Genomic DNA, 26,914 nt, shown 5'->3' on the forward strand with positions numbered 1-26,914 from the left:
CGCCCGTTGCGTCCTGACCCCGGAACGAAACCCGGGGCGCTGGAGGCACCTCGGCAACGGCCTTCACATGCGCGGGGCACACCACCTTTTCATGCGGGGATTGTCCCACGGTATCCCTGCAAATCAGTCTGCATGAGCCGCACCAGTGGCCAATCGACGAACTGATTTTAGACCCCATGCCCGCTTACGCGGTGTGACCAAGAATGTCACCTTTACGTGCATCAGTTCCAGGCGCGCCTCCAGTACCCTTGCGGGGTGAACGGCCGAGCATCACTTTTGTCGACATCTACACACCCCTACGCAGACACTCCGCGAGCAAACAATTCCGCCTGCTCGATCACCAGCTCGATTGCCTTAGCTTCCGCATCAGGCGGGTAGTCGTACTTGGCGAGGATGCGGCGTACCTTTGAGCGCATCGCAGCCAGCACAGACTCCTTCAGGTTCCAGTCGATCGTTGCTGATTGCCTGACAGACGTCACGAGCTCTTGAGCGATCGCCTTGAGTGTCTCGTCGCCCAGCTCCATCACCGCAGAGTCGTTCTGCACTACCGCGTCATAGAAAGCGACCTCATCTTCGCGCAGTCCGAGCTCCTCGTGCCGTTTCTGAGCGTCGCGCATCTGCTTCGCAAGTTTCACCAATTCCGCGATGATCTCAGCGGTCGTCAACGACCGGTTCGTATAGCGGTTCACGGTCTCTTCGAGCATCTCCGAGTACTTGCGCCCTTGGACGACGTTCGTTCGCTGCACCGTACGGATCTGGTCGTTCAGGAGACGCCGCAGCAGCCCCATCTGAAGGTTCGGCCTGTCCTTCTCCGCGAACGAATCGAGGAACTCCTCACTGAGGATTGAGATCTCGGGCGTCTCGATCCCAGCGAGCATGTACACGTCCACTACCTGATTAGCTGTGACCGCCTCGTTGAGAAGCTGACTGAGTGCTGTATCGACCTCTACTGCGCCCGAACCGCCTCGGCCAGAGTCGGGGTTTTGGATCTTCAGGATCGCTGCTCGGACGTCCGTGAATAGTCGGACATCGTTCCGGATCGCGGCTGCCTCATCGCGCGCGCCCGCCAGCGCGAACGCCTTCGCCAGAGCCAGCACCTGGTCATTGAACCGCGAGGTCCGGTCTGGGTCCGCCATGACGAAGTCGAGGACCTTTGCGTACTCGTTCAACCGCTGGGCAGCTGTCAGCTCCGGGGAAGAGTCGAACTGGACTCCGTGGAGGAGTCCGCGCACGATGTCGTGCTTCTCCAGCATCACCTGGACCATCTCGTCGATGGGCACGCCAGCCTGGTCGCGGTCGGACGGCGAGTATTCGCTCAGCGCGTTCTGGAGGTTCGCGAACACTCCGATGTAGTCGACGATCAGCCCGCCGGGCTTGTCACGGAACGTTCTGTTCACCCGAGCGATGGCCTGCATGAGCCCCGCGCCCTGCATGGTCTTGTCGACGTACATCGTGTGCATCGACGGGGCATCGAAACCGGTCAGCCACATGTCCCGGACGATGACCAGTTCCAGCGGGTCGTCCGCGTTCTTCGCCCGCAGCTTGAGGTCCTTGCGCACGTCCTTCGAGTGGATGTGCGGCTGGAACTCAGCAGGATCAGACGCGGACCCGGTCATGACGACCTTGATCTTGCCCTGCGCCGGATCATCCGAATGCCAGTCGGGTCGCAGTGCGATGATCTTCTCGTACAGCCGCACGGCGATCCGGCGACTCATGGTGACGATCATGCCCTTGCCGAACAGGGATTCGCGGCGCTTCTCCCAGTGCTCCACGATGTCGCGGGCCACGAGATCAAGTCGTGCCTCCGCTCCGACGACCGCTTCCAACCGCGACCAACGTGACTTCGCAGCTGTTGCGGTGTCTTTCTCGACGGACTCGGTGATCTCATCGGCGAGGTCGTCCAAGGCAGCGAGGTCCGCTTCCGACAGCTCGATTTTTGCCAACCTGGACTCGTAGAAGATCCGGACAGTCGCACCATCCTCCACTGCCCTTGTGAGGTCGTACACGTCCACGTAATCGCCGAACACAGCCCTTGTGGATTTGTCGTTCGACTCGATCGGAGTGCCGGTGAAACCGAGGTACGTCGCGCCGGGGAGCGCGTCGCGCATGTGCTTGGCCAGCCCGGACTTGAGTCGACCGTGGCGGTCGAGCGTCTCGCTGAATCCGTACTGACTCCTGTGCGCCTCGTCGGCGATCACGATGACATTCCGACGGTCAGTGAGCACGGGGTTGGCGTCTCCGTCCTCGCCCGGCGCGAACTTCTGCAAGGTGGTGAACACGATCCCACCCGACGCGCGCTTCAGCTTGGCCCGCAGATCCGAGCGCGTTGCTGCCTGCACCGGCGTCTCCGGCAGGATGCGCGCGGGGGCGAAAGTCTCGCCGAACAGCTGATCGTCGAGATCGTTGCGATCGGTTATGAACACCAGCGTCGGGTTCGCCATGCGCGGGTCGCGCATGATCTTTGCAGCGTAGAACACCATCTCGAAGCTCTTGCCGGAGCCCTGGGTGTGCCACACCACGCCGCCGCGTCGGTCCCCATCAGGGCTTGACGCTTGCACCGTGGACTCGACGGCAGCGTTGACCGCCCAGTACTGATGGTACTTCGCCACACGCTTCAAGAGCGCCCGCGTGGGCTGTCCTGTCGACTTGTCGGTGACTGTCTCGTCACTGAACACCACGAAGTTCTTCAGTAGGTCCAGGAACCGCTTCGGCTCGAACACGCCCTTGATGAGAACCTCAAGTGCTGGCCGGTTGCTGACGACCTCACGACCCTCGATGGTCTTCCACGGCGCGTAGTGCTCGAACGCACCCGAGTAGCTGCTCATCGCCGCCGACGTTCCGTCAGAGATCACTGTCACCGCGTTCGGCACAAATACCGACGGGATGTCGTGTCGGTACGTCTGCACCTGGTTCCACGCCGACTTTAGCGTCGCGTGCCCAGCGGCCGGATTCTTCAGCTCCAACAGCGCGAGCGGGAGCCCGTTAACCATCACGAGCACGTCAGGGCGGCGGTTCTTGCCGTTCTCGACGATCGTGAACTGGTTGACAGCCACCCAGTCGTTATTCGCCGGCTCGTCGAAGTCCACCAGCCACAAGCGTGTTGTGCGCAGCAGGCCATCGTCGCCGCGATGCTCGACAGGTACACCCTCCGTGATGAGCTTGTGCAGGCGAGCGTTCTCGTCTACAGCGCTCTGCGACCCGGCACGCTGCACGGTCTTCACAGCCTCGGCGATCAGCGCGGCGTCAGCGCTAGTGTTGATCCGCCGAAGCGCATCACGCAGACGCCCCCACAGCACGACGTCCTCGTACGAGTCCCGCTCTGCGTCAGGCTCTCCCGGCGCGATCTCAGGGGCGTGCACACGTCGGTAGCCCAGCTCGGCGAAGTGCTCTAGAGCGGCCAGTTCGACGACGTTCTCGTTGAAGGTGCTCATCCGCCACTCCTCACTGCGGCAGGCGACGTTGGTCCAGTGCGCTTCGCCAGATAGACCTCGACGAGGAAGCTCGCGACGGTCTTCGCTGAGTTCACAGCCACCCGGGCATGTCGCGCTTGTGGCTGCACGTGACGCGCGTGTCCGTCACTCGCCATGTTCCGGATCGCTGCCAGACCGTTGACGATCTGGACCAGGCCGCGTGCGATCTGCTTGAACCCTTCGTCGACCTGGTCATCCTTGTCGTCGATCCGAAGAATCTTCGCAACTGCCTTGTACTGTCGCTGGAGGTCACCGGCGTAGTTTCCGCTCTGGCCTGTTAAACGAATCTCCAGCTGTTCCAACACCGCCTCAACCAAGGTGCGCGACACTGTGATCGCCCCTTCGAGGTCTGAGGCTGCGAGACGACGCTCCGCCTTGTCGGACAGTTCTCGGACATACGCCAGCGTGAGAACTTCCGGTGCGACCGGCGCAGCACTCAACGGGACGGCGACGCCTTCCAGTCGCGAGACGATCGCGCGATACTTATCGATCGAGGCACTTTCATCGTCTCCGTCTTGCTCGCCTCTGTATTCGAGAAGTGCATGTAGAACACGAGCGCACTCTGACGTCGAAGCAGAGCGAAAGAACGCACGTAAACGCTTAGCCTTCGAGAGGCCGGAGTCTTCTGGCTCGATCTCGACATCCAGATCAGCAAAGAAATCCGCGAAGGTGCGGTTACTGAAGTCGAGTACGTAACCGTCACCCATGTCGAGGACTTGTTCAACGATGCGCATATCTGTCGCGCTCAAGACAGGTGTTTTCATGACGTCACCGGAACTCGTAGACCACCTGAGAGTAGTTCGGGGAGGAGAGCGTCGCGAAGAGCGACAAGACGATGAGACTCGAACGTCAACTGCGTGAGACGCTCAACGAGCGGGTCTACACGGGCTGATAGCTCGATTCGTTCGGTGGCGGTCAGGACCGGAACTCGCCATGCCGCGAGGTCTTTCCAAGAGGCACGGGGCATTCTTGTCCCAGTAGAACTGGCTGACAAAGAATCGATCAATGCATCAGATGCTGCGACGGCTGTCACCAAGGCAATGTCGCGAGGACTCTTCGGCCGGACTACCAAGATGTCAGTCGAGCACACGCCATCGATAGGCGCAATACCCACCTTCTTGAAGTACGGGCGAAGCTTACCGAAGAGGAGGTCCCCTCGCTTAAAGGCAGTCTTATTACTGCCAAGACCCTTAGCTTTCTTCCATTCAGTCAGGAAAATTGATCCTCTGGGCATGTGTTCAAGCCCAATATAGTTGTCATCGGGATCAATCTTGTCTATTTCTACTGGGGCCTTCACCAGTGCGCAATAATCGCCCAGTGTTCCGTCCTCGCCCTCGGAGGCATCGAGCGTAGATTCGACAACCGCGCGGATAAGAGATTCCCCAGTGGCCATTGCTTGTCGGTTCGACTCGATCTTGTCGTCGAACGCGCCGAGTGTCGCAGCGATCGCGCGTTGCTCCGGGAGGGACGGGACGTGCACCGGAATGTCTGCGAGAAGTTTTTGGCTCAGGTATGGAAGCGCGCTCCCTTGAGCCCATTCCGCGATATGGACACTTTCGATCAGATAGATCAAGAAGCCGCTATCGACAACAGCGGGCTTGGGTATGGCAGCCATCATGTTGTTGTCCATCGCGGTCGGTACCGTGATCCGCCTCAGGCGCTCAGCCTTCAGTCCCTCGCCAATTTTTGCGAATGCTACGGCGCCGGGAGGTGTTAGTTTCAACTTCATTCGCGCCGCGGTTTCAGCCGACACCCAGTTATTTGCCTCAATGATCCGTATGCTGTTAGCAGGAAGAGTCATATCGCTGACCTTGATGAACGGATGGTCGCCGGTCAAATGTCCTTGCTCGTGTCTCGGAAAAGCTCCTCCTGCCTGGAATGTACAGAGTTCCCCGAGCACGCTTTCCATCCACTGCGCGGTCACGAGAGCGATCCCATGCGCAGTCGAACCTCATTTTCCAGCTCGCGCCCACGCTCGAACTCCGCTAACAGCTCGTTCGTGAGGCGTTCAATCTTCTCATCGATCGGTTCGTCGTCGACTTCCGCCTCAGCTGCACCGACGTACCGGCCGGGTGTGAGGACGAATTCGTGTTTCTCAATCTCCCCGATCGTGGCCGACTTCGCGAAACCGGGGACGTCTTCATAGCAGCCGTCGTGGTTGCGCCATTCGTGGTAGGTGTCCGCGATCTGCGCAATGTCGTCGTCCGATAGCACGCGCAGGCGTCGCGACTGCATAGCTCCGAGCTTGCGGGCGTCTATAAACAGCACCTCACCTTTGCGCGCGCGGTGCCCATTGCCGTCACGCCCCTTGGAGATGAACCACAACGACACGGGGATGCCTGTGTTAAAGAAGAGCTTGTCTGGCATTGCGACGATGCAGTCGACCAGGCCAGCCTCGACGAGCCGCTGACGGATCTCGCCCTCGCCACTGCTCTTGGAGGACAGTGACCCGTTGGCGAGCACGAAACCTGCTGTGCCGTGAGGCGCAAGATGGTGAAGGAAGTGTTGCACCCATGCGAAGTTCGCGTTGCCCTTCGGTGGTGTCCCGTACTTCCATCGGGGGTCGTCGGCGAGCTTCGCATCCCACCAGTCAGAGACGTTGAAAGGCGGGTTCGCGATCACGTAGTCAGCACGCAGGTCGAGGTGAAGGTCCTCTGTGAACGAGTCCGCAGAATGCGAGCCCATGTCCGCCTCGACGCCACGCAAAGCCAGGTTCATCTTCGCGAGCTTCCATGTCGTATCGGTGAACTCCTGCCCATATACCGAGATGTCGGTGCGTTTGCCGCCGTGAGCCTTCACGAACTCAGCCGACTGTACGAACATGCCGCCCGAGCCCACAGCTGGGTCGTACACGCGACCCTTGAACGGTTCCAGCATCTCGACAAGTGTCTTGACCACGGAGCGAGGCGTGTAGAAGGCTCCCGCATCCTTGCCGGTCTCCTTGCCTGCGAACTGGCCAAGGAAGTATTCGTACACGCGACCGAGCACGTCGTCTGCGCCGTGATCGTCGGTCTCAGTAAAGCCGATCGACCCGATGAGGTCGACCAGCTCACCGAGGCGTCGCTTGTCGAGGCCATCACGGCCATAGTTACGGGGCAGCACGCCGCGAAGCGACGGGTTCTCCTTCTCGATGAGATCCATCGCTTGGTCGATCTGCTGACCGATCTCCGGCTGCTTGGCCACCGACTGCACGTATCCCCACCGGGCGAGAGACGGCACCCAGAAGACGTTCTGACTCGCGTACTCGTCCCGATCCTCCAGGAACGACTCGATCCGCTCGGGCTTGATGCCCTCGGCGGCCAGCTCGTCCTTGAGCTGCTCGCGGCGCTCCTCGAACCGGTCGGAGACGTATTTGAGGAACACCAGGCCCAGCACGACGTGCTTGTACTCGCTGGGCTCCTGGTTGCCCCTGAGCTTGTCAGCGGCATCCCACAGTGTCTGTTCGAGCGTTTTCGCCGGCTTCGCTTTCGCGGCCCGTCTCGCCATAGTTCGTACTCCTTCGCGCGAGAAACGCGCCTTCGTCTGCAATTTTCAGCTCCATCTCAGGATACCGAGCACCACGGGCATCGTAGGGTCTCCAGGCAGCTGGCGCGCCGCGGAGCGGCGCCCGGGGGTCGACGTGAGAGCGGTTGACGCGGCGTAAGCGCGTCATTCCATCAGAGCCTGACTGCCTGTCGCGTTCGCCGCTCTCCTCGATCCGAGGAGGAGACCCATGGACACGGACACCCTGGACAACACGCCGCGCGTGTGGATCGGCTGCCTGCACTGCTACAACTCCGGAGGCCTCGTCGGGGAGTGGTTCGACGCCGTCGATGCCGAAGAGGTCACCCTGACCCATGTGCACCGGGGCGCGGGCGGTACCGCGCCGGTTGCAAGGAGTTGTGGTGCTTCGACCACGAGAATCTGCCCGTGCGCGGCGAGATGAGCCCGCACGAAGCCGCCGAGTGGGGCAGCTTGCTGGCATCAGTCCCGGAGCACCAGCGCGAGGCGTTGTGCGCGTGGGTGAGGAGCGGTGACTACGTGGCTGAGGGCACGGGCGACCTGCCGGGCATCCCGGACTTCGAGGACCGCTACTGCGGCGAGTGTGCGTCATTCCGCGAGTACGCGGAGGAGCTGGCCGACGGCACGGGCTTATTGTCGGCAGTCTCGGACGATGTCGCCTGGTACTTCGACTGGTCGATGCGGACCCGTGACCTGGCGTTCGACTACACGGTCGGGGGTGCCGAGCATCGCCAAGCGCGTGCTTGTCATGGCAGGGGATATGAGCATGCGCCAGGTCTAATGCGACCCGGAGCACGGGCCGTCGTCGAGCAAGCCGGCGGAACGCTCGGCGAGGGCACCGATCTCCTCGGCACTGAGCAGCTCCGCAAGCCGCCAACCATCCCACCCTCAAGTGCATCGATATCCTGCCCCACGCCGTCGCGCTTCTCCTCGGTCAGCTTCTCGCCCAGCCATCCCCACAGGACGGTGCGCAGCTTGTCCTCCATATGGAAGGTCAGCCCGTGGTCCACCCCGTGATGGTGCCCGCCGGGCACGGTAAGGATATGGGCGCCCTTGCGGTCGGCGTTGCTGAGGATCACGTCGAACACCGCCATGCGGCGTAGCGCCGCCGAGTCCTCGTGGGCCAGGGTCAGCCGATGCCCGCCCTCACCCTCCTCAACGTCTGAGCCCGGCGGGGGAGCAGGCCATCACCAGCCGCCCGACGTCGCGGGCGGTCGCGGTCAGGTCCTCTGCCGTACGACGGATCGCTGTCGCCAAGTCCTGGGGCCCGCGGCCGATGGGCACGATCGCGGTGATGCCCTCGTCGTAGAGGGTGTCCGTGTCCTGTCCCACGGAGCCGGCGAGGACGATCACCGGGATCGCACGACCGGCTGCGCGCACGGCCTGGGCCACGCCGATCGGCACTTTCCCGGCCAAGGACTGACCGTCAATGCGCCCCTCCCCGGTGATGACGAGGTCAGCGGTCTTCACGAGGTCGTGGAAACCCGCCGTCTCGAGGACGACGTCGATGCCCGGCTTCAAGGTGGCCCCGATGAAGGCGTGCAGGCCACCGGCCAGACCTCCCGCCGCCCCCGAACCGGGGAGCGCATCGATCGCGACCCCGAGGTCTCGTTCGACGATGCCCGCGAGATGGACCAGTCCGGTGTCCAGGCTCGCCACTGATGCAGGATCCGCCCCCTTCTGGGGGCCGAACACGTGGGCTGCACCCTGCGATCCCGTGAGGGGGTTGCTGATGTCGCACATCACCTCCACGTCGACGTCGCGGAGCCGGTCTCGTGCCGGGCTGGAGTCGATCCGCGCAATCCGGGTGAGGGTGTGGCCGGTGGGGACGAACTCCTCACCTGCGGCGTCCAGGAACCGGACGCCGAGGGCTGCGGCAGCGCCCGTGCCGCCGTCCGTCGTGGCGCTCCCGCCTGCCCCGACGATGACTCTGCCCGCGCCAGCGGACACCGCGTCGAGGATCTGCTCACCGACACCGAACGTCGTGGCCCGTCCCGTGTCCTCGCGTCCGGAGGCGAGAGGGAGCCCGGCACATGAGGCTGTCTCGACCACCGCCACGTCCGGGTCGATCAGTCCGTAGTGGACGGGCACGCGTTCGCCGTAGAACACCCCGCAGACGGTCGCGGATCGCAAGGCGCCCCCTGCGGCGGCCACGAAGGCCTCGACGGTGCCTTCCCCGCCGTAGGCGATGGGCACCACGAGAACTTCGGCGTCGGTGACCGACGCGAGACCCGCGGCGATCGCGGAGCCCGCCTCCCGCGACGACAGGGCCCCCTTGAACGAGTCTGGGATGACGATGATGCGCTGCACGCGTGGATCTCCTGAGTCAGGTGACGGGGTCAGACGAGGACGAGGCCGAGGAGCCAGATGAACACGATGGAGGTGAGTCCCATCAGAAGCGTGACCATCGTCTGGGTGCGGTAGCCCTGCGAGGGCGTCATGCCGCTGAAGTTGGTGACCACCCAGAAGTACGAGTCGTTGGCGTGGGAGACGGTCATGGCGCCGGCCGCAATGGCCATGACCACGAGCGCGCTGGCCACCGGGGTCTCGAAGCCCAGTGCAGGCATCATCGGGAAGACCATGGCCGACGTGGTCGTGAGTGCCACTGTGGAGGAGCCCTGCGCGGTCTTCAGGACGGCGGAGACGAGGAAGGGGAAGAACAGTCCGATGACCGACAACTGTGCAGCGTTGCTCTCGATGAAGGTGACGAGGTCGGTGGCGGCGATGACGCGCCCCAGCACACCGCCGGCCGCCGTGATGAACAGGATGGGGCCGACAACCCGGAGGGTCTCCTCTGTCAGGTCGTAGAACGTCTCGCCACGGCGCACGCTGAACAGCAGGCCGACTGCGCAGAGGGTGCCGACGGCGAGGGCGATCATCGGCGTGCCGAGGAATCGGGCGAAGTCACCCGCGGGGCCGGTCCACTTCAGGACGGATGCGAGCGAGCCGAGAGCCATGAGCAGGATGGGGGCGATGATGGGCGCGAAGGAGGCAGCAGTCCCAGGCATCCGCCCGTAGGACCGGCGTAGCGCGTCGTAGGCCGCCTCGAGCTCGTCCGCGTCCTCCGTGCCGGTCTCCTCAGGGGAGGTCACCCGCTTGCCGATGTAGAGGGCGTACAGGTACGCGACGAGGAGTGCGGGGATCGAGACGAGGACGCCGAGGCCGATCACCAACAGAAGGTGGTCGCCGATGCCGAGGTTCTGGGCGGCTGCGATGGGCCCCGGGGTCGGTGGAATGAAGACGTGCGAGGTGTACAGGCCCGCGGCCAGGGCCACGGTCATCGCCACGGGTGACGCCCCGGTGCGACGGGCCAGGGCCTTGCGGATGGGGTTGAGAATGACGAATCCGGAGTCGCAGAACACGGGGATGGAGACCACCCAGCCCATGAGCTGCATAGCCAGGACGGGGTAGCGCTTGCCGACGACCCTCACCAGCGCATCGGCGATCCTGAAGGCACCGCCGGTGCGCTCCAAGATGAGTCCGATGAGCGTGCCCAGGATGATGACGATGCCGATCGAGGTGAAGATCCCGGAGAATCCCTCCCCGATCACGTCGGCGATGCCCTTGACGGGCGCTTCCCCTTCGGCGCCGGTCGACTTCACCAGCGGGATCCCACCGATGATCCCCAAGGCGAAGGCGACGACCATGATCGAGAGGAAGGGGTGGATCTTCCATCGGGAGATCATGACGATCATCAGGGCGATGGCGAGGATGAAGACGAGCAGAAACGGTATTCCAGTCATCGGAAGTCCTTTGTGCGGCAGGGGATTCCAGCCAGAGTAGGACCGATGGGACTTCAGCGGCGATGTTCTGACGAACAGGGTTCGGCCGTCTCAATGGCCCTCTGCATCCCGCAGGGTGCCTCCTGAGTTCCACCTCACCGACTGGTACCATAAGCAAGTACCACATCGCACCCGAGGAGGCCAGCATGTCCATCAGCGCCAGTGAAGCCCGCAAGACCCTGTTCCCGCTCATCGAGCGAGTGAATGCGGACCGCGACGCCGTGGAGATCGTCTCCCGCAAGGGGAATGCCGTCCTCATGCCCGCGGACGAGTACGCCGCCTGGCAGGAGACCGCCTACCTGTTCCGCTCCCCGGCCAACGCCCGCCGGCTGCTGGACGCCTACGAGCGCGCCCGCGCAGGGAGCGTCGAGGAGCACGCTCTGGACCGCATGGACGGGGACGCCTGAGTGCGCCTCGTGTGGGACCGCTCGGCCTGGGAGGACTACACGCACTGGCAGACCACGGACCGCAAGGTTCTCAACCGGATCAACACCCTCATTGACGCCGCCCTGCGTGATCCCTTCGAGGGGATCGGCAAGCCCGAGCAGCTGAAGTACGGCGCAGCCGGGGCATGGTCCCGACGCATCACGGAGGAGCACAGGCTCGTCTACCTCGTCGACGGCGAGGACCTGATCATCCTCCAGGCGAGGTATCACTACTGACATGCGCTTCACCCAGGCCGAGCTCCAGCAGTTCCGCGACCGCACCGTCCCCGACCTGCTGCCGGACCCGCTGCGGCTGCTGTTCATCGGCATCAACCCCGGCCTGTGGAGCGCCGCCACCGGTGCGCACTTCGCCCGCCGCGGCAACCGCTTCTACCCGGCCCTGCACCGCGCCGGGCTCACCCGACACCTGGTCGACGCCTCCGACGGCTACAAGGCCGAGGACCTCGCCGAGCTGCACGCCCGCGGCATCGGGATCTCCAACCTCGTCCCGCGTGCCACCGCCCGCGCCGACGAGCTCACCGCGGAGGATCTCGCCGCCGCCCCCGCCCGCCTGGACGCGCTCGTGGCAGCGCATGCGCCGGCCGTCGTCGCCGTGTTGGGGGTGACGGCCTACCGGCAGGCCTTCGGACGTCCGAAGGCGGCGCTGGGGGAGCAGCAGACGCCGTGGCCGGGCACGCGGCTGTTCGTGGCGCCGAACCCCAGCGGGCTCAACGCTCACGCCACCCTGGACTCGCTCGCCGCGGATTACCGCGCGGCCGGTGCCGCGGCGGGGCTCGTGGACTGAGTGCACCCGCCGTCCCTGCGGCCGCGCTGGACGCCCGCTGGGATCTCCGATCGGGTGGGCGCCGTGCGCACACGAGTCACCATCTCGCTCGTGGGCCTCGGCCTGAGCGCCGCGGCCCTCGGGCGCTGCCAGACGTAGACGTGGACCTCGACGTGCTCCACAGATACCACCGTGCGCAGCTGCGGGATCTCCGTGTCAGGCAACGCGTTCCAGGACCTGCCCTTCCCCGTCTCCGGGCCGATCCTCGGCAGCGTCGGCGAGCGATTCCGGCTCGAGACGGCGAGCGATGAGGGGACGGCCACCTTCTCCGCCGGCGGCACCGAGGGGGGCACCTACTCCTGCGGAGCGGGGCAGACGCTCCTGATCGGCGACAGCGCGCTGCTGTGCCGCGCCGTCGGCGAGAACTCGCTGGACTTCACGATCAGCCGGCCGCGCTGACGCCTCAGGCCCGTCAGAACAGCGGCCAGGGCACGGCCGGCGTCAGCCCGCTCGGGGCAGGGAAGATCCCGTCGTCGAGCAACTGGGCACAGCGTGCGGCAAGGGCTTCGACTTCCTCGGCACCCAGCAGCTCCGCCAGCCCCTGCCCCAGCTCACCGTCGAGCCCGTCGAGAACCCGGGCGACGCCGTCGCGCTCCTCCTCGCTCAGCGCCTCGCCCAGCCACCCCCAGAGCACGGTCCGCAGCTTGTCCTGCACATGGAACGTCAGCCCGTGGTCCACGCCGTGGCGGTGGCCGCCGGGCATGGCGAGGATGTGGGCGCCCTTGCGGTCGGCGTTGTTGACGAGCACGTCGAACACCGCCATGCGGCGCAGCGCCGCCGAGTCCTCGTGGGCCAGGACCAGCCGATTCCCGCCCTCGTCCTCACCCTCCAGGACCGTGAGCCATCCCGAGGCCGGCACTTCGTCCGCCGGGAACAGGTCCACGGCGTCCTGCTCAGGATCCTGCTCCTGCCAGAGCTGCACCATGCCCTTACCGAACGGGCCGTCGCGCAGCCAGGTGCGCGGCACAATGTCCCACCCCAGCGCCTCGGACACCAGGGACGCGGCCACCTCCCGGCGGGCCAGGGTTGCGGCGGGGAAGTCCCAGAGCGGGGCCTCGCCGGCCACCGGCTTGTAGACCACCGGGGTGTCACCGATCGCGCCGAGGAACGTGGCGTTGGACGCCGTCGTGATGCGGCCGGTGAGCGTCAGCTCCCCGGACATCAGCTCGCCGGCGGGCACGTCCGCGGCGCTCATCAGGAGTCGGGGAGAGTGCAGTCGTGGCCGTCGGGGTCGATGGGCTGGCCGCAGTCCGAGCAGATCGGGCGCCCGGCGTCCACGACCTCCCGGGTGCGGCGGGCGAACGCCCGGGCGGCACCGACGGGCATCCGCACGCGCACGGCCTCGGCGTCCGCCTCGAGCGCCGGGGCGGCGTCGTCGTCGGTCAGCGGGTGCGCGTCGATGAGCACCTGCGCGGTGGTGGGGTCCCAGCCCAGGCCGATGGCCCCCACCCGGAACCACTCCTGCACCGGGTCCAGCGGATCGTTGTCCACGAGTTCCACGGGCGTGCTGGCCGGGACGCTGTGCGGATTGCCCTCCAACGCCATCAGATCGTCGAGGATCTCGTCGAGCATCTCCGCCATCAGGGCCGACTGCTGCTTCTCCAGGGCCAGGCTCACCAGCCGGGGCCCGGTGCGCACCTGCAGGTAGAACGTGCGGGCTCCGGGACGCCCGAGCGTCCCGATCACGACCCGATCCGGCCAGTCGAACTCATGGGCGGGGGCAGGTGCATCACTCATGCCACGATCCTAGGCGTCCGCTCGTCCACCGCGCCGGGGCCGGTGCCCGCGCCGCCGCCCACCGGGGCGTCGTCGGACGGGCCGAGGGCCGAGAGCCAGGACAGGTCCCCGGCGTCGGTGTTGGTCGCCCAGACCCGCGGGCGGCTCGGCCCGTAGCTCACGATGGACACGGAGGCGGGTCCCACCTCGATCCGCTGGAACAGATCCAGGTGCGTGCCGAGCGCGTCGGCCAGGATCGACTTGATGACGTCCCCGTGGCTCACCGCCACCCACACCGCCCCGGGCCCGTGCTCGGCCTCGACGGCGGCGTCGTGCCGGCGGATCGCCGCCACCGCGCGGGCCTGCATGCCCGCCATGGACTCCCCGCCGGGGAAGACGACGGCGGACGGCTGGGTCTGCACCGTCGCCCACAGGGGCTCGGTGGCCAGGTCGCTGAGCGCGCGTCCCTGCCACTGGCCGTAGTCGCACTCGGTGAGGTCGTCGTCGACCAGCGAGGGCACCGTCTCCGGCTGGCGATCGAGGAGGGCGTGGGCCGTCTGCGCGCACCGCTCCAGGGGGCTGGCCACCACTGCGGCCACGGGCACGGCCGCGATCCGATCCCCGGTGCGGGCCACCTGCTCCCGTCCATGATCGTCCAGGCTGACCCCGGGGGTGCGGCCCGCCAACAGTCCGGTCGCGTTGGCCGTGGTGCGGCCGTGCCGCACGAGAAGTACCGTCGCCATGGCCTCAGCGTAGCGAGGGGATGCCCGCCTCTCGCGGACAAAGCCTCGCGGCCATGACGCAAAGGGTCAGTGACGCAACGCGAGCACGCCTATGCCCGGCAAGGCTGACGCCCGTCTGCAGGCCTCGAACGCCCGGAGCAGGCCCTCGAGGCCTAGGACGGCGCCCTGCTGCTGGTCACCCACGACCGCCGCATGCTCGAGGCCGTCCGACTCGACCGCCGCTGATACCCTCCCCCGGTAGTCAACCTCCTGCTCTCGGTGACGTTCGCGTGCGGCGTGGCGATCGCCGGGCTCCACGTGGTGAACCGGCGGTTCATCGCGCCGATGTACGACGTCGTCCTCAACCTGGCCGCGTTCCTCGCCGCCGTCGCCTCCTCCGTGCTCCTGGGGCACGTGCTGCCCGCGGTGTTCGCCGCGCTGGCCGTGCTCGCCTGGCTGATCCTGGCCGTCCGCACGGTGCGCGCCCGCCGCGCGGGGCACGAGCCCGCCGGCCAGCGCCCCGCCGGCGCCCGCCTCTAGGCTGGCGCCATGTCCTTCCTGATTCCTTCCGTCCCCGTCTCCTGCGGCTGCCTCCTCTTCGACGAGGCCGGCCGCCTGCTCGTGCTCAAGCCCACCTACAAGAAGGGGTGGACCATCCCCGGCGGGATCATGGAGGACGACGGCGAGACCCCCTGGGACGGCTGCCGCCGCGAGGTCCGGGAGGAGACGGGCCTGGAGGTGACCGCCGGGCGGCTCGTCGCCGTCGACACGCGGCCCAGCAAAGCCGACGGCCGGACCGGCCTGCGCTTCCTCTTCCGCGCCGTCCACCCGCTCACTGCCGCGGACGTCGCCGCCATCGGCCTGCAGGAGGACGAGGCCTCCGAGCATCGCTTCGTGACGCGCCAGGAGGCCCGGAAGCTCCTGCGCCCGGCGATCGCCCGCCGCGTCGACGCCGCCTGGGACGCCGCGCACTGCGTCTACCTGGAGGACGGGCGTCCCGCCGCGGGGGTGGATCAGCCGGCGGGCTGAGGCCCGGCCCCCGGCCGGACGAGCGGTGCCCGGCGGCGTCCCCGTCCTGGATGAGGGCCGCCGTCTGATCTGCGGAGGTGATCGTGGCGGCCCGGCCAGGAGAGTGGACGCGGGACGAGACGGTGCGCCCAGGCAACGGCGGGACGGTCCCACGGACGGCGCTGCCGTGGCAGCGGAAGAGGTCGAGGACCCTCCGGGGAGGATGCCCCGGCTCGGGTACCGTAGCGAAAGGATCCCACCCCCCAGACCTTCTGACAGGACCACCATGAACGACTCCCCGCTCGTCTCCAAGCTCTCCGCCGAGCTCCTCGGCACCTTCGTGCTCGTCTTCGGCGGCGCCGGTGCGGCCGTGTTCTCCGCCTCCGTGATCGACGACGCCACAGGCGTCAACATGGGCATCGGCTTCCTCGGCGTCGCCCTCGCCTTCGGCCTGACCGTGGTGGCCATGGCCTACGCCGTAGGCCACATCTCCGGCGGTCACTTCAACCCGGCCGTCACGCTGGGTGCGGCGCTCGCGGGTCGTCTGCCGTGGAAGCTCACTGTGCCGTACTGGATCGCCCAGCTCGTGGGCGGCGTGGCGGCCGGCGGCGTGCTGCTGGCGATCGCCTCCGGTCGTCCGGGCTACTCGCTTGCGGAGAACGGCCTGGCCACCAACGGCTATGGCGAACTCTCGCCCGCGGGCTACTCGATGGGCGCGGTGTTCCTGACCGAGGTGCTGCTGACCGCCGTGTTCCTCTACGTCATCCTCGGCGCCACGGACCGCCGTGCTCCGTCCGGCTTCGCGCCGCTGGCCATCGGCCTGACCCTCACGCTGATCCACCTGATCTCCATCCCCGTGTCGAACACCTCCGTGAACCCCGCTCGCTCCTTCGGCGTGGCCCTGTTCGCGGGCGGGGACGCCCTCGGCCAGGTCTGGCTGTTCTTCGTGGCCCCGTTGTTGGGCGCCGCGGTCGCCGGTCTCAGCTACCGCTTCGTCTTCCCCAACACCTCCCGGGTGACCGAGGAGCTGCCCGAGCCCGCCGCCGACGGGACGCGGGACGCCGTCTGATCCCTGTCATTCGGGCCCTGCCCTCACCGCCCCGTCTCTTCCCGCACCTCCTTGGAACGCAGCAGGCGCGGCGCCGTCGTCAGCGCCAGCCCGCCGAGGATGTTCAGGGGGATCACCCACCACACCCAACTGAGCCACTCGAGCCACCCCACGCCGTGCGCTCCGGACAGGATGGCTCCGATGATGAGGATCGAGTCCATCACCGAATGGAAGAGCGAACCGCCGGCGAGGACGATGGCTCCGGCGACGGACGCGACGATCATCGCCGTCGGGCTGTCCGTCCCGGCCTGCATCCGCGTCACGAGGGTGATCGCCACCCCGGCCAGGACCGCCAGGGCGGCGCCCTGCCAGCTGAAGCCGATGTCCAGGAAGTGGTGGGCGCTCTCGGCCAGGGTGCCGTGCAGGTCGGGGAACCCCGCCACCACGAGGGCGATCATCACGGTGCCGCCGAGGAGGTTCATCACGAGGGTCACCGCCCACAGACGCAGCAGCTCCATCCACGTGCCCCGGCCGGCGGCGATCGCGGTGATCGGGTAGTAGAACCCCTCCGTGAAGAGCTCGGAGTGGGCGAGGAACAGGCTGACCAGGCCGATGGAGAACGCGAGTCCGGCCAGAAGGTGGCTGCCCGTCTCGTGGAGCGTGAGCAGGTACGCGAGCAGGCCGATCGTGATCTCGACGCCGCCCAGGAACCCGGTGGTCGTCAGGACGGTGAGGGACCGATGCAGGCGTTCCGCGCCCTCGTCTGCCGCCGCCCTGTGGGCCGCCGGCCTGCCGGAGACGGACTGACCGGCATCGCTCCCTTCACGGTCATGTCCGTGGCACACTGGGCCGATGATGCATGACGAACGGCCCACGGGTCGGCTGGGCCTCGCCCTGGGCGGCGGAGGAGCGCGCGGGCTGTGCCACATCGGGGTCTGGCGGGTGCTCGAGGAGCTCGACATCCGCCCGGACGTGCTCGCGGGAACGAGCATGGGCGGCCTCCTCGGCGCGCTCATAGCCGCCGGTCATGACGCCGCCTCGCTCGAGAAGATCGAGCGGAGCGTGGACTGGCCGCGGCTCATCAACTGGGGCCTGACCGGCGGCATCCTCTCCAGCGAGAGGCTGCGGGCCTGGCTCCGCGAGCTGCTCCCGGACACCTTCGAGGAGCTGCAGATTCCCCTGGTGCTCACCGCGGCCGACGTCGTCGAGGGCCAGACCCGCTACCTGCACACCGGGGACCTCATCACCGCGATCCAGGCGACCACCGCCTACCCCGGCGCGCTGGAGCCGGTGACCGTGGGGGACTCCGTGCTGGTGGACGGCGGCATCCTCAACCAGATCCCGGTGGACGGGGTGCGCTTCCTGGGCGCGCAGCGGGTGATCGCCGTCGATGCCACCACGCTCGAGCCCCTGGAGCGGCCGGAGCCCGGGGCGCGCACCCGCACCCGCCGTTCGCCCGCCACGTCGCTGCGCCAGGCCATGCGGGCGATCGACGTCATGCAGGCCCAGCTCACCACCGTCCGGCTCTCGCTCTACCGGCCGGACGTGCTCATCAGCCCGCCGATCGAGGGGATGACGGTCGCGGACTTCCGCAGCTCCGGCGTCGCCATCGCGGCGGGAGAGGAGGCGACGCGCGCCCGGGCCGAGAAGCTCGTGGAGCTCAGTCGCGGCAGAATGGCCTGACGCCCGCCGCACTTCCGTCAGGAGCACCATGACCGCCACCCTTGTCGCCTCCGGCCTCGCCGGCGGCCACGGCCACCGCACGCTCTTCGAGGATCTGGACCTCACGGTCGCGCCCGGGGACGTCGTCGGCGTCGTGGGGGCCAACGGCGCGGGCAAGTCCACCCTGCTGCGCATCCTCGGCGGGGACCTCGCGCCGCAGGCCGGCACGGTCAGCCTGGCCCCGGCCGACGCGTTCGTGGGCTGGCTGCCGCAGGAGCGCGAGCGGGTGCCGGGGGAGACGGTCGCCGGGTACATCGCCCGCCGCACCGGCTGCGCCGAGGCCACTCGAGAGATGGACGCCTCCGCTTCGGGCCTGGCGGACCCGGACGTCACGGACGCCGCCGCAGACCGCTACAACACCGCCCTCACCCGCTGGCTGGCCTCCGGCGCCGCGGACCTGGAGGAGCGCATCCCCGCCGTCCTGGCCGACCTCGGCCTCGACCTCTCCGCCTCCCCGGAACAGGTCCTCATGACCTCCCTCTCCGGTGGGCAGGCCGCCCGCGTCGGCCTCGCCGCGCTGTTGCTCTCCCGCTTCGACGTCGTGCTCCTGGACGAGCCCACCAACGACCTGGACCTCGACGGTCTGACCCGCCTGGAGGCCTTCGTGCAGGAGCTGCGCGGCGGCGTCGTGCTGGTGAGCCACGACCGCGAGTTCCTGGCCCGCTGCGTCACCCGCGTCCTGGAGCTCGACCTCGCCCAGCGCACCAACCGCGTCTACGGCGGCGGCTACGAGGCCTACCTCGAGGAGCGGGCCACCCTGCGCCGCCAGGCCCGGGAGAAGTACGAGGAGTTCGCCGAGCAGAAGCAGGACCTCGTCTCCCGCGCCCGCATCCAGCGGGAGTGGTCCAGCCAGGGCGTGCGCAACGCGATGAAGAAGTCCCCGGACAACGACAAGCTGCGCCGCAGGGCCAACAGTGAGTCGAGCGAGAAGCAGGCCCAGAAGGTCCGGCAGATGGAGAGCCGCATCGCGCGCCTGGAGGAGGTGGAGGAGCCGCGCAAGGAGTGGAGGCTGGAGTTCACCATCGGTGCGGCGCCGCGCTCCAGCTCGGTGGTCGCCACCCTCAACGACGCCGTCTTCCGGCAGGGAGGCTTCACGCTCGGCCCGGTGTCCCTCCAGGTGAACGCGGGGGAGCGGATCGGCATCACCGGGCCCAACGGGGCCGGCAAGTCCACCCTGCTGCGCGCGCTGCTGGGCCGCCAGGCCCCGGACGAGGGCACGGCCGCCCTGGGGTCCAGCGTGCAGATCGGGGAGATCGACCAGGCGCGCTCGCTGCTGGCCGGGACCGTCCCGCTCGCCGCGGCCGTCGAGGCGCTCGTGCCCGAGATGGCCTCCGGGGAGGTGCGCACCCTGCTGGCCAAGTTCGGCCTCAAGGCCGACCACGTGAACCGCCCCGTGGACGAGCTCTCGCCCGGCGAGCGCACCCGGGCATCCCTGGCCCTGCTCCAGGCCCGCGGGGTGAACGTCCTGGTGCTCGACGAGCCCACCAACCACCTGGACCTGGAGGCCATCGAGCAGCTCGAACAGGCCCTGGAGACCTATGAGGGCGCCCTGCTGCTCGTCACCCACGACCGCCGCATGCTGGACACCGTCCGCACCGACCGTCGCTGGCAGGTCCAGGACGGGCGGGTGACGGAGCGCTGACGACCCGGGCACCGTCACCCTTGCCCGAGATTCGGTTGTGTACGACCATGAGAGTTCAGTCCCCACCGACGAAAGGGCCCCAGACATGTCCCGCATCCTGATGATCCTCACCTCGCACGACCAGCTGGGCGACACCGGCCGCAAGACCGGGTTCTGGCTCGAGGAGTTCGCCTCGCCCTACTATGTCTTCACGGACGCCGGCCACGAGGTCACCCTCGCCTCGCCCCGCGGCGGCCAGCCGCCCATCGACCCGACGAGCTCGAAGCCGGAGATGCAGACCGAGGCCACCCGCCGGTTCGACCAGGACGAGGAGGCCAAGGCCGCCCTGGCCCACACCACGCCCCTGGCGCAGGTGGACGTGGACGGGTTCGACGCCGTCTTCTACCCGGGCGGTCACGGCCCGCTGTGGGACCTGGTGTCCGACGCCGACTCCACGCGGATCATCCTCGACAGCGACGCGGCCGGGCGCCCGCTCGGCCTCGTCTGCCACGCGCCCGGGATCCTGCACCCGATCACCGCCGCCGACGGCACCCCGTTCGTGCGCGGCCGTCAGGTCACCGGGTTCACCAACGGCGAGGAGGAGGCCGCCCAGCTGACGGACGTCGTCCCGTTCCTCGTCGAGGACTCGCTGATCGCCGCCGGCGCGGACTACCGCAAGGGCCCGGACGGGGAGAGCTTCGTGGTCACGGACGGCACCCTGGTGACCGGCCAGAACCCGGCCTCCTCCGCCGACGCCGCCCGCCGCCTCCTGGACCTGCTCGCGCGCTGACCCTCCACCGAGCCCGCCGCCCCGACCCCGAGGAGACCACCATGAGCACCCCCACCCGCACGCGCGAGATCCACCTCGCCTCCCGCCCCCACGGCGCCCCGACGCCGGAGAACTTCCGCCTCACGGAGGTCGAGCTCCCCGAGCTCGCCGAGGGCCAGGTCCTCGTGCGCAACACCGTGATGTCCGTGGACCCGTACATGCGCGGCCGCATGAACGACGTCGAGTCCTACGTGCCTCCGTTCCAACTCGACGCCCCCCTCGACGGCGGCGCGGTGGGCACCGTGATCGCCTCGCGCCACGCGGACGTGCCGGAGGGCACGTCCGTGCTCCACGGCCGCGGCTGGCGCGAGCACGCCGTCCTCGACGGCGACACCGTCCAGGTCGTGGACACCTCCCAGTTCTCGGACAGCACCTACCTGGGCGTGCTGGGCATGACGGGTCTGACCGCCTACACCGGCCTCGTGCACGTGGCCGAGATGCAGGAGGGCGACGCCGTCTTCATCTCGGGCGCCGCGGGGGCCGTCGGCTCGGTCGCCGGCCAGATCGCCCGCCTGCTGGGCGCCTCGCGCGTGGTCGGCTCGGCGGGCACGCCCGAGAAGGTGGCGCGGGTGAAGGAGCTGGGCTTCGACGCCGCGTTCGACTACCACGACGGCTCGCCCACCGATCTGCTGGCCGAGGCGGCGCCGGAGGGCATCGACGTCTACTTCGACAACGTGGGCGGCGACCACCTCGAGGCCGCCATCGCCGCGATGCGGGTCGACGGCCGCGTGGCGATGTGCGGCGCGATCGCCCAGTACAACTCGACGGAGCCGCCGGCCGCCCCGCGCAACCTCGCCCTGGCGATCGGCAAGTGCCTGACCCTGCGCGGCTTCGTCCTGCAGAAGTACGCAGCGCAGGTCCGCCCCGAGTTCCTGGAGCGCGTGGGCCCGTGGGTCGCCGCCGGGAAGATCCAGTGGGACGAGACCGTCCGGGAGGGGCTGGAGAACGCACCCCAGGCGTTCATCGACCTGCTCGAGGGTGCCAACACGGGGAAGATGCTCGTCCGGCTGTGACGGGCGACGGCGCACTCGGGGGCGGCATGGACACCTTCCGGCATCAGGGCCTGACCTTCGACGTCCGCGACGGCGGGCCGGCCGAGGGGGAGGTGGTCCTGCTGCTGCACGGCTTCCCGCAGGACGCCACGTCCTGGAGGCATGTCGAACCGCTGCTGCACGCCGCGGGGCTGCGCACGCTCGCCCCGGATCAGCGCGGCTACTCCCCGGGGGCCGCTCCGCGGGCGACGGCGGCCTATCGCCTCCCGGCGCTCGTGGGGGACGCCGTCGCGCTGGCGGACGCGGCGGGGGCGCGGCGCGTCCACGTCGTCGGCCATGACTGGGGTGGCGCCGTCGCCTGGGCGCTGGCCACCGCCCACCCCGAGCGCGTCGCGTCCCTGACGGTCCTGTCCACGCCGCACCCGGCCGCCCTGGCCCGCGCCCTGCGCGGCCCGGACCAGCTGCGCCGCAGCTGGTACATCGCCGCCTTCCAGGCGCCGGCCCTCCCCGAACGAATCCTCGCCCGACGGCTGGGCTCCCTGCTGCAACGGGGGCAGGTCCCCGGGGCGGAGCACTACGCCCGCCGGTTCTCCACCCCGCAGAGCCTGCGCGGCCCGGTGAACTGGTATCGGGCGAACCCGGATCTGGTGACCACCACGCGCAGCGCGCCCGTGACGGTCCCCACCACGTACGTGTGGGGCACCCGGGACGCGGCCCTGGGGCCGCGGGCCGCCGAGCTCACGGCCGGGCAGGTGGCGGGGGAGTACCGGTTCGTGAAGCTCGACGCGGACCACTGGCTGCCCGAGCGTGAGGCGGATGCCGTCGCTCGGGCGATCCTGGACCGGGTGCGCTGACCCGCGCTCCGCGCGGGCCGCTCCCGCCGTCTCAGCGCGGCCCGGCGGCCTCGGTGATCCGGTTCAGCAGGTCCATGAGGACCTGGCGCTCGGTGGTGTCGAGGGGGATCCGGGTGAGGGCGTCCACCGGGACCGTCCGGGCGGACGCCCGCAGCGCTCGCCCCTCGTCCGTCAGCCGGACCAGCACGCGTCGCTCGTCGTGGACGTCGCGCTCCCGCGTGACGAGCCCCATGCCGGCCAGGCGCCGCACCAGGGGTGTGATCGTCCCGTTGTCCATGCCGAGCCGGTCCCGCAGCGCGCCGACTCCCAGCGCCCCGGCGTCCGGTGTCGACGCCTCCGTCTCGGCCGAGGCGTCACCCTCCGCCTGCCACAGGGTGAGCATCACGAGGTACTGAGGGTAGGTGAGGCCGAGGCGGGACAGCAGGGGGCCGTAGCCGCGCGTGACGGCGCGCGCCGCCCGGTGCAGGGCGAAGCAGAGCTGGTCCTCGAGGGCGAGGCTGGGGGTCGGCGCGGCATCCATGGAAGCGATTCTAGTGGTCGCTGGGGAGCGACTTGGTTGCGCGCGACCTAACAGGGTGGCAGGCTGGAGCCGACTCGTCCCGCACGGGGCGGGCGGATGAAAGGACCTCCTATGGAGACCATCTACACCGCCGAGGCGCTCAGCACCGGCGCCGGCCGCGACGGCCATGTCCGCACCACCGACGGGCGGGTCGACCTCGACCTCGCCGTGCCCACCGAAATGGGCGGCTCCGGCCAGGGCACCAACCCCGAGCAGCTGTTCGCCGCCGGCTACGCCGCGTGCTTCCACTCGGCCCTGCAGATGGTCGCCCGTGCCTCCCGTGCCGACATCACCGACTCCTCCGTCGGCGCGCGCGTGGGCATCGGCCGCCAGGGTGAGGGCTTCGGCCTGGAGGTCACCCTCGAGGTCGTGCTCCCCAATGTCCCCGCGGATCAGGCCCGCGCCCTCATGGAGCAGGCGCATCAGGTGTGCCCCTATTCGAACGCCACCCGGGGCAACATCGACGTCGTCCTCGAGCTCGGGGAGGCGTGATGACGAAGCACCGGCAGCCTGTCCCCCTCTCCCAGACCGCCGCCCGCCTCGGCCTCGGCGGGTTCATGACCGCCGCGGGGCTGTCCCACCTCACCGTGGCACGCCGTGAGTTCCGCGCCCAGGTGCCCTCGTGGGTCCCGCTCCCGGCGGACCTCGTGGTGCTCGGATCCGGCGTGGCCGAGATCGGCCTCGGGGCCGCTCTGCTGGCGCTCCCCGGGCAGCGCCGCCTGACCGGCACCGCCCTGGCGGCCTTCTACACCGCGATCTACCCCGGGAACATCGGGCAGTACGCCGAGCGCAAGGACGGCTTCGGGCTGGACACGGACGGTCGCCGCCTGGCGCGGCTCTTCGGCCAGCCCGCCCTCATCGCGGCCGCCCTGTGGGCCGCGGGAATCCCCGAGCGGGAGCAGGGCGGGCGCGGCTGACGCCGTCGCCGGTCCTGCGGCCCTGGGCCGGCTCCGGGCACGTGCCCGGAGCCGGCGTGATCTCACCCTGCCGCGAGGCGCGGCCCACTGTAGGGTGCCCCGTCGCAGGTGTCCCGCAGGTGTCCGGTCCGGCGGGCCGTCAGCCTTGACGCATCGTCCCGGTCTCGAGGAAGCGCTGGTGCCAGGACAGGGACTCGCCCAACAGGTGCGGGGTGTGCAGGCCGTCCGACCCGCGCATCGCGCGGTCGAAGTAGTCCCGCAGCTGCTCCCTGTAGTCCGGGTGCGCGCACGTGTCGATGATCGTGCGGGCGCGCTGCTTGGGGGAGAGGCCGCGCAGGTCGGCCAGCCCCTGCTCGGTGACCACCACGTGCACGTCGTGCTCGGTGTGGTCCACGTGCGAGACCATCGGCACGATGCAGGAGATGTCCCCGCCCTTGGCCGTGGAGGGGGTGAGGAAGAACGAGGTGAACGCGTTGCGGGCGAAGTCGCCGGAGCCGCCGAGGCCGTTCATCATCTTCGTGCCCATCAGGTGCGTGGAGTTCACGTTGCCGTACAGGTCGGCCTCGAGCATGCCGTTCATGGCGAGGATGCCGAGGCGACGCACGAGCTCGGGGTGGTTGGAGATCTCCTGGGTGCGCAGGATCAGCTTGTCCCGATACTTCGCGGCGTTGTCGTTGAACCGTTCGGCGGCCTCGGTGGACAGGGAGAACGCGGTCGCGGACGCGGTCGCCAGGGTGCCGGAGTCCAGGGCGTCGAGCATGCCGTCCTGCACCACCTCGGTGAACGCGGACAGGCCCGTGAACCGGGACTTCACCAGCTCGGACATCACCGCGTTCGCGATGTTGCCCACGCCCGACTGCAGCGGCAGCAGTCGCTCGTCGTACCGGCCCTGGGCCACCTCGTGCTCGAAGAACTCCACGAGGTGCTGGGCGATCGCGATCGAGTCCGCGTCGGCGGGCTTGAAGGGGGAGTTGCGGTCCGGGGCGTGGGTCTCGACGACGGCCACCACCTTGGCCGGATCGCACCGCAGGTACGTCTCACCGATGCGGTCCGCGGGGTGGGTGAGCATGATCGGCGTGCGGTGCGGGGGCAGCGCGGTGCCGTAGTAGACGTCATGCAGACCCTCGAGGTCCTCGCTCTGCCACGAGTTGACCTCGAGGATCACCTGATCCGCCAGGTCGATCCAGGACTTGTTGTTGCCCACGGAGGAGCTGGGGACGAGACGGCCGTCCTCGCGGATCCCGGACACCTCGATCACCGCGGTGGTCATGGGCCCGTAGAAGCCGTTCCACACGGTCTGCGCCAGGTGGGACAGGTGTGTGTCGATGTACTCGATCGCGCCCGCGTTGATCTTGGCGCGCATCGTCGGGTCCGACTGGAACGGGGTGCGCAGCGCGACGGCGTCCGCCTCGGCCAGCGCACCGTCCATCTCCGCGGAGGTGGACGCCCCCGTGTGGAGGTTGATGCGGAACTCCTCGCCGCGCGCGTGCAGCTCCTTGGCCCGCTCGGCCAGCGCCGTCGGCACGGCCTTCGGGTAGCCGGACCCCGTGAACCCGCTCATGCCCACGGTGGTGCCGTGCTGGATGAACGCCGCCGCCTCCGCGGCGGACATCACCTTCGACCGGAGGCCGGGGTGGTGGATGCGGGACGACATGGGTGAGGCCTCCGTGCGGGTGAGACGAGTCGAGCGAGAGCGCTGTGACGTGGAACAGCGATCAGCGTACCCGCGTCACGGGTGGCCGTGGGGATGATCACGCCGGAAGTCGCCGAGCCCGACCTGCGTGATCGACGACGGCGAACAGGGCTCGGCACTCCGGGTCGGCGCGCCTAGGCTCGGCGGCATGCGAGCACTCGTCCTCCAGTCCTACGGTGGCCGTGAGGCCATGGCCCTCACCGACGTCCCCGCCCCCACGGCCGGCGCCGGCGAGGTGCTGATCCGCACCCGCGCGGTCGGCCTCAACCCCGTCGACGCGATGCATCGCGAAGGCGACTTCAAGGCCATCGCCCCCGACGACTTCCCCACGGTCGCCGGCAACGAGCTCAGCGGCATCGTCGAGACCGTGGGCGCCGGGGTGACCGCGTTCGCCCCGGGTGACGCGGTGATCACCCGCGTGGACCCCTCCGGCCACGGGGCGTTCGCCGAGCTGGCCGCGGTGCGCGCGGACTGGGTGGCCGCCGCGCCCGCCCGCATGCCCCTGACGGACGCGGCCGGCCTGCCGCTCGCCGGCCTGACCGCCCAGCAGGCACTCGGCCCGGAGCACCTGGACCTGCAGCCCGGGGAGCGGTTGCTGATCACCGGGGCCGCCGGCGGCGTCGGGCTGATCGCCACGCGCTTGGCACACCTGCGCGGCGCGCACGTGACCGTGACCGCCTCCGCGGCGGGTGAGCCGTACGTCCGCGAGGCCGGCGCCGACGCGGTGATCGACTATCGCGCCCGCACCGTCGCAGAGGGGGGCGAACGCTTCGACAAGGTGTTCGACCTCATCGGCGGTGATCAGATGGCCGAGCTGCTCGGCTCGATCGAGCCCGGCGGCCGGCTGGTGACCATCGCGGGCCCGCCGAGCCCCGGCAGCCTTCGTGAGACCGCGCGCCCGTCGCGTCGGCCGCTGGCCGCCGTCGTCTCCCGGGTGGCCAGTGCGAAGGTGCGCCGGGCCGCGAAGAAGGCCGGGGTGACCTACGAGTTCTTCCTCATGCATCCGGACGGGGCGGGCCTGGCCGAGCTCGTTCGGCTCGTGGACGCCGGCGAGCTGGCCGTGACCGTGGACAGCCGCTACCCCCTGGCCGACTGGGAGCAGGCGTTCGAGCGTCTCGAATCCCACCATGCCAAGGGCAAGGTGCTGCTCGAGTTCTGACCGGCGGGCGCGTCGGCGCCGGCCTGCCCGGGCCGGCACCGCCTCGTATCCT

28 protein-coding genes and 3 pseudogenes are annotated in these 26,914 nt (G+C 68.8%); 18 read left to right on the forward strand and 13 right to left on the reverse strand.

What is annotated here, in order from left to right; translation table 11 throughout:
- Positions 1-296 precede the first annotated feature (296 nt).
- Genes ACUW6W_RS03675 through ACUW6W_RS03690 form a run of 4 tightly spaced genes read right to left on the reverse strand, consistent with a single transcriptional unit; the run spans position 297 to position 6,956 of the window.
- Positions 297-3,431 carry a type I restriction endonuclease subunit R gene (locus ACUW6W_RS03675; RefSeq protein WP_078025885.1) on the reverse strand — a complete coding sequence of 1,045 codons (3,135 nt, stop codon included), beginning with the start codon at positions 3,429-3,431 and terminating at the stop codon, positions 297-299.
- Positions 3,428-4,234, reverse strand: coding sequence for an abortive infection family protein (locus ACUW6W_RS03680; RefSeq protein ID WP_078025884.1), 807 nt, complete (start codon positions 4,232-4,234; stop codon positions 3,428-3,430). Before ACUW6W_RS03680 ends, ACUW6W_RS03675 begins: the two co-directional genes overlap by 4 nt.
- A complete protein-coding gene (locus ACUW6W_RS03685; protein WP_078025883.1) occupies positions 4,231-5,394 on the reverse strand; it encodes a restriction endonuclease subunit S in 1,164 nt (387 codons plus the stop codon). The genes ACUW6W_RS03680 and ACUW6W_RS03685 overlap by 4 nt, the downstream gene beginning before the upstream one ends.
- Positions 5,391-6,956, reverse strand: coding sequence for a class I SAM-dependent DNA methyltransferase (locus ACUW6W_RS03690; protein WP_078025882.1), 1,566 nt, complete (start codon positions 6,954-6,956; stop codon positions 5,391-5,393). The genes ACUW6W_RS03685 and ACUW6W_RS03690 overlap by 4 nt, the downstream gene beginning before the upstream one ends.
- A 226-nt stretch (positions 6,957-7,182) precedes the next feature.
- Between ACUW6W_RS03690 and ACUW6W_RS03695 the strand changes: the two genes are divergently transcribed.
- Positions 7,183-7,395, forward strand: coding sequence for an antirestriction protein ArdA (locus ACUW6W_RS03695; protein WP_052001236.1), 213 nt, complete (start codon positions 7,183-7,185; stop codon positions 7,393-7,395).
- Positions 7,392-7,625 (forward strand): annotated as a pseudogene (locus ACUW6W_RS03700) (antirestriction protein ArdA); the annotation flags it as partial. The gene ACUW6W_RS03695 and the pseudogene ACUW6W_RS03700, both read left to right, overlap by 4 nt.
- A 123-nt stretch (positions 7,626-7,748) precedes the next feature.
- Here the strand turns inward: ACUW6W_RS03700 and ACUW6W_RS03705 are convergent.
- The 3 genes and pseudogenes from ACUW6W_RS03705 to ACUW6W_RS03715 all read right to left on the reverse strand — a co-directional run.
- Positions 7,749-8,125 (reverse strand): annotated as a pseudogene (locus tag ACUW6W_RS03705) (SCO1664 family protein); the annotation flags it as partial.
- Position 8,126: 1 nt separating this feature from the next.
- Positions 8,127-9,281 carry a glycerate kinase family protein gene (locus ACUW6W_RS03710; RefSeq protein ID WP_052001283.1) on the reverse strand — a complete coding sequence of 385 codons (1,155 nt, stop codon included), beginning with the start codon at positions 9,279-9,281 and terminating at the stop codon, positions 8,127-8,129.
- A gap of 29 nt (positions 9,282-9,310) precedes the next feature.
- The gene (locus ACUW6W_RS03715) at positions 9,311-10,714 is read right to left on the reverse strand and encodes a GntP family permease (RefSeq protein ID WP_036340863.1); all 1,404 of its coding nucleotides are present in this window, start codon (positions 10,712-10,714) and stop codon (positions 9,311-9,313) included.
- A gap of 185 nt (positions 10,715-10,899) precedes the next feature.
- On the opposite strand from ACUW6W_RS03715, the gene ACUW6W_RS03720 reads away from it, so the two are divergent.
- The 4 genes from ACUW6W_RS03720 (at position 10,900) to ACUW6W_RS03735 (ending at position 12,421) form a co-directional block, all read left to right on the forward strand.
- Positions 10,900-11,160, forward strand: coding sequence for a type II toxin-antitoxin system Phd/YefM family antitoxin (locus tag ACUW6W_RS03720; RefSeq protein WP_036340860.1), 261 nt, complete (start codon positions 10,900-10,902; stop codon positions 11,158-11,160).
- A complete protein-coding gene (locus tag ACUW6W_RS03725) occupies positions 11,161-11,415 on the forward strand; it encodes a Txe/YoeB family addiction module toxin (RefSeq protein ID WP_036340857.1) in 255 nt (84 codons plus the stop codon).
- A gap of 1 nt (position 11,416) precedes the next feature.
- The gene (locus ACUW6W_RS03730) at positions 11,417-11,983 is read left to right on the forward strand and encodes a mismatch-specific DNA-glycosylase (protein WP_036340854.1); all 567 of its coding nucleotides are present in this window, start codon (positions 11,417-11,419) and stop codon (positions 11,981-11,983) included.
- A gap of 192 nt (positions 11,984-12,175) precedes the next feature.
- Entirely contained in the window at positions 12,176-12,421 is a 246-nt protein-coding gene (locus ACUW6W_RS03735; RefSeq protein ID WP_078025880.1) for a hypothetical protein, read from the forward strand.
- Between the two features lie 13 nt (positions 12,422-12,434).
- On the opposite strand, the gene ACUW6W_RS03740 is transcribed toward ACUW6W_RS03735, so the two are convergent.
- The 3 genes from ACUW6W_RS03740 to ACUW6W_RS03750 are packed head-to-tail and all read right to left on the reverse strand — an operon-like array spanning position 12,435 to position 14,481.
- Positions 12,435-13,217, reverse strand: coding sequence for an SCO1664 family protein (locus tag ACUW6W_RS03740; protein ID WP_036340845.1), 783 nt, complete (start codon positions 13,215-13,217; stop codon positions 12,435-12,437).
- Positions 13,217-13,759, reverse strand: coding sequence for a DUF3090 domain-containing protein (locus ACUW6W_RS03745; RefSeq protein ID WP_036340843.1), 543 nt, complete (start codon positions 13,757-13,759; stop codon positions 13,217-13,219). Before ACUW6W_RS03745 ends, ACUW6W_RS03740 begins: the two co-directional genes overlap by 1 nt.
- The gene (locus ACUW6W_RS03750) at positions 13,756-14,481 is read right to left on the reverse strand and encodes a histidine phosphatase family protein (RefSeq protein ID WP_152744175.1); all 726 of its coding nucleotides are present in this window, start codon (positions 14,479-14,481) and stop codon (positions 13,756-13,758) included. Before ACUW6W_RS03750 ends, ACUW6W_RS03745 begins: the two co-directional genes overlap by 4 nt.
- 123 nt (positions 14,482-14,604) lie before the next feature.
- On the opposite strand from ACUW6W_RS03750, the pseudogene ACUW6W_RS03755 reads away from it, so the two are divergent.
- The 4 genes and pseudogenes from ACUW6W_RS03755 to aqpZ form a co-directional block, all read left to right on the forward strand.
- A pseudogene (locus ACUW6W_RS03755) lies at positions 14,605-14,706 on the forward strand (ATP-binding cassette domain-containing protein); the annotation flags it as partial.
- A 33-nt stretch (positions 14,707-14,739) separates the two neighbouring features.
- A complete protein-coding gene (locus tag ACUW6W_RS03760; RefSeq protein WP_052001280.1) occupies positions 14,740-15,000 on the forward strand; it encodes a hypothetical protein in 261 nt (86 codons plus the stop codon).
- 9 nt (positions 15,001-15,009) lie between these two features.
- Positions 15,010-15,489: an NUDIX domain-containing protein gene (locus ACUW6W_RS03765; protein ID WP_036316396.1), complete on the forward strand. Its 480-nt coding sequence runs from the start codon at positions 15,010-15,012 to the stop codon at positions 15,487-15,489.
- 265 nt (positions 15,490-15,754) lie between these two features.
- Complete coding sequence (gene aqpZ / locus ACUW6W_RS03770) at positions 15,755-16,537, forward strand: aquaporin Z (RefSeq protein ID WP_080695007.1); 783 nt, start codon at positions 15,755-15,757, stop codon at positions 16,535-16,537.
- Between the two features lie 23 nt (positions 16,538-16,560).
- On the opposite strand, the gene ACUW6W_RS03775 is transcribed toward aqpZ, so the two are convergent.
- Positions 16,561-17,361 (reverse strand): formate/nitrite transporter family protein, encoded by an 801-nt coding sequence (locus ACUW6W_RS03775; RefSeq protein ID WP_078025878.1) that lies wholly within the window; start codon positions 17,359-17,361, stop codon positions 16,561-16,563.
- A gap of 7 nt (positions 17,362-17,368) precedes the next feature.
- Between ACUW6W_RS03775 and ACUW6W_RS03780 the strand changes: the two genes are divergently transcribed.
- The 5 genes from ACUW6W_RS03780 (at position 17,369) to ACUW6W_RS03800 (ending at position 22,534) form a co-directional block, all read left to right on the forward strand.
- Positions 17,369-18,199 (forward strand): patatin-like phospholipase family protein, encoded by an 831-nt coding sequence (locus ACUW6W_RS03780; RefSeq protein WP_010080497.1) that lies wholly within the window; start codon positions 17,369-17,371, stop codon positions 18,197-18,199.
- A gap of 28 nt (positions 18,200-18,227) precedes the next feature.
- On the forward strand, positions 18,228-19,880 hold the full coding sequence (abc-f, locus tag ACUW6W_RS03785) for a ribosomal protection-like ABC-F family protein (protein WP_036340837.1): 1,653 nt from the start codon (positions 18,228-18,230) through the stop codon (positions 19,878-19,880).
- A gap of 85 nt (positions 19,881-19,965) precedes the next feature.
- Entirely contained in the window at positions 19,966-20,649 is a 684-nt protein-coding gene (locus ACUW6W_RS03790) for a type 1 glutamine amidotransferase domain-containing protein (protein WP_069941694.1), read from the forward strand.
- A 41-nt stretch (positions 20,650-20,690) separates the two neighbouring features.
- Positions 20,691-21,701 carry an NADP-dependent oxidoreductase gene (locus ACUW6W_RS03795; protein ID WP_069941693.1) on the forward strand — a complete coding sequence of 337 codons (1,011 nt, stop codon included), beginning with the start codon at positions 20,691-20,693 and terminating at the stop codon, positions 21,699-21,701.
- A 26-nt stretch (positions 21,702-21,727) separates the two neighbouring features.
- Positions 21,728-22,534: an alpha/beta fold hydrolase gene (locus tag ACUW6W_RS03800; RefSeq protein ID WP_036338733.1), complete on the forward strand. Its 807-nt coding sequence runs from the start codon at positions 21,728-21,730 to the stop codon at positions 22,532-22,534.
- Positions 22,535-22,565: 31 nt separating this feature from the next.
- Here the strand turns inward: ACUW6W_RS03800 and ACUW6W_RS03805 are convergent, their stop codons facing one another.
- Entirely contained in the window at positions 22,566-23,054 is a 489-nt protein-coding gene (locus tag ACUW6W_RS03805) for a MarR family winged helix-turn-helix transcriptional regulator (protein WP_036338682.1), read from the reverse strand.
- A gap of 111 nt (positions 23,055-23,165) precedes the next feature.
- On the opposite strand from ACUW6W_RS03805, the gene ACUW6W_RS03810 reads away from it, so the two are divergent.
- Together ACUW6W_RS03810 and ACUW6W_RS03815 are read left to right on the forward strand one after the other, a co-directional pair.
- Positions 23,166-23,585 carry an organic hydroperoxide resistance protein gene (locus ACUW6W_RS03810; RefSeq protein ID WP_002855232.1) on the forward strand — a complete coding sequence of 140 codons (420 nt, stop codon included), beginning with the start codon at positions 23,166-23,168 and terminating at the stop codon, positions 23,583-23,585.
- Complete coding sequence (locus ACUW6W_RS03815) at positions 23,585-24,010, forward strand: DoxX family protein (RefSeq protein ID WP_036338685.1); 426 nt, start codon at positions 23,585-23,587, stop codon at positions 24,008-24,010. Before ACUW6W_RS03810 ends, ACUW6W_RS03815 begins: the two co-directional genes overlap by 1 nt.
- A gap of 139 nt (positions 24,011-24,149) precedes the next feature.
- Here the strand turns inward: ACUW6W_RS03815 and ACUW6W_RS03820 are convergent, their stop codons facing one another.
- On the reverse strand, positions 24,150-25,664 hold the full coding sequence (locus tag ACUW6W_RS03820; RefSeq protein WP_036338687.1) for an acetyl-CoA hydrolase/transferase family protein: 1,515 nt from the start codon (positions 25,662-25,664) through the stop codon (positions 24,150-24,152).
- 187 nt (positions 25,665-25,851) lie between these two features.
- On the opposite strand from ACUW6W_RS03820, the gene ACUW6W_RS03825 reads away from it, so the two are divergent.
- On the forward strand, positions 25,852-26,862 hold the full coding sequence (locus tag ACUW6W_RS03825) for an NADP-dependent oxidoreductase (protein ID WP_036338689.1): 1,011 nt from the start codon (positions 25,852-25,854) through the stop codon (positions 26,860-26,862).
- The last annotated feature ends 52 nt before the right edge of the window (positions 26,863-26,914 follow it).

Source organism: Micrococcus sp. 093350064-1 (assembly GCF_053627955.1).

Coding starts and splice junctions, on each gene's coding strand:
- ACUW6W_RS03715 (WP_036340863.1), bottom strand. CDS start 10,714: ATGACTGGAATACCGTTTCTGCTCGTCTTCATCCTCGCCATCGCCCTG.
- ACUW6W_RS03690 (WP_078025882.1), bottom strand. CDS start 6,956: ATGGCGAGACGGGCCGCGAAAGCGAAGCCGGCGAAAACGCTCGAACAG.
- ACUW6W_RS03795 (WP_069941693.1), top strand. CDS start 20,691: ATGAGCACCCCCACCCGCACGCGCGAGATCCACCTCGCCTCCCGCCCC.
- ACUW6W_RS03815 (WP_036338685.1), top strand. CDS start 23,585: ATGACGAAGCACCGGCAGCCTGTCCCCCTCTCCCAGACCGCCGCCCGC.
- ACUW6W_RS03790 (WP_069941694.1), top strand. CDS start 19,966: ATGTCCCGCATCCTGATGATCCTCACCTCGCACGACCAGCTGGGCGAC.
- aqpZ (WP_080695007.1), top strand. CDS start 15,755: ATGAACGACTCCCCGCTCGTCTCCAAGCTCTCCGCCGAGCTCCTCGGC.
- ACUW6W_RS03805 (WP_036338682.1), bottom strand. CDS start 23,054: ATGGATGCCGCGCCGACCCCCAGCCTCGCCCTCGAGGACCAGCTCTGC.
- ACUW6W_RS03740 (WP_036340845.1), bottom strand. CDS start 13,217: ATGAGCGCCGCGGACGTGCCCGCCGGCGAGCTGATGTCCGGGGAGCTG.
- ACUW6W_RS03695 (WP_052001236.1), top strand. CDS start 7,183: ATGGACACGGACACCCTGGACAACACGCCGCGCGTGTGGATCGGCTGC.
- ACUW6W_RS03745 (WP_036340843.1), bottom strand. CDS start 13,759: ATGAGTGATGCACCTGCCCCCGCCCATGAGTTCGACTGGCCGGATCGG.
- ACUW6W_RS03780 (WP_010080497.1), top strand. CDS start 17,369: ATGATGCATGACGAACGGCCCACGGGTCGGCTGGGCCTCGCCCTGGGC.
- ACUW6W_RS03730 (WP_036340854.1), top strand. CDS start 11,417: ATGCGCTTCACCCAGGCCGAGCTCCAGCAGTTCCGCGACCGCACCGTC.
- ACUW6W_RS03765 (WP_036316396.1), top strand. CDS start 15,010: ATGTCCTTCCTGATTCCTTCCGTCCCCGTCTCCTGCGGCTGCCTCCTC.
- abc-f (WP_036340837.1), top strand. CDS start 18,228: ATGACCGCCACCCTTGTCGCCTCCGGCCTCGCCGGCGGCCACGGCCAC.
- ACUW6W_RS03750 (WP_152744175.1), bottom strand. CDS start 14,481: ATGGCGACGGTACTTCTCGTGCGGCACGGCCGCACCACGGCCAACGCG.
- ACUW6W_RS03810 (WP_002855232.1), top strand. CDS start 23,166: ATGGAGACCATCTACACCGCCGAGGCGCTCAGCACCGGCGCCGGCCGC.
- ACUW6W_RS03675 (WP_078025885.1), bottom strand. CDS start 3,431: ATGAGCACCTTCAACGAGAACGTCGTCGAACTGGCCGCTCTAGAGCAC.
- ACUW6W_RS03800 (WP_036338733.1), top strand. CDS start 21,728: ATGGACACCTTCCGGCATCAGGGCCTGACCTTCGACGTCCGCGACGGC.
- ACUW6W_RS03720 (WP_036340860.1), top strand. CDS start 10,900: ATGTCCATCAGCGCCAGTGAAGCCCGCAAGACCCTGTTCCCGCTCATC.
- ACUW6W_RS03820 (WP_036338687.1), bottom strand. CDS start 25,664: ATGTCGTCCCGCATCCACCACCCCGGCCTCCGGTCGAAGGTGATGTCC.
- ACUW6W_RS03825 (WP_036338689.1), top strand. CDS start 25,852: ATGCGAGCACTCGTCCTCCAGTCCTACGGTGGCCGTGAGGCCATGGCC.
- ACUW6W_RS03680 (WP_078025884.1), bottom strand. CDS start 4,234: ATGAAAACACCTGTCTTGAGCGCGACAGATATGCGCATCGTTGAACAA.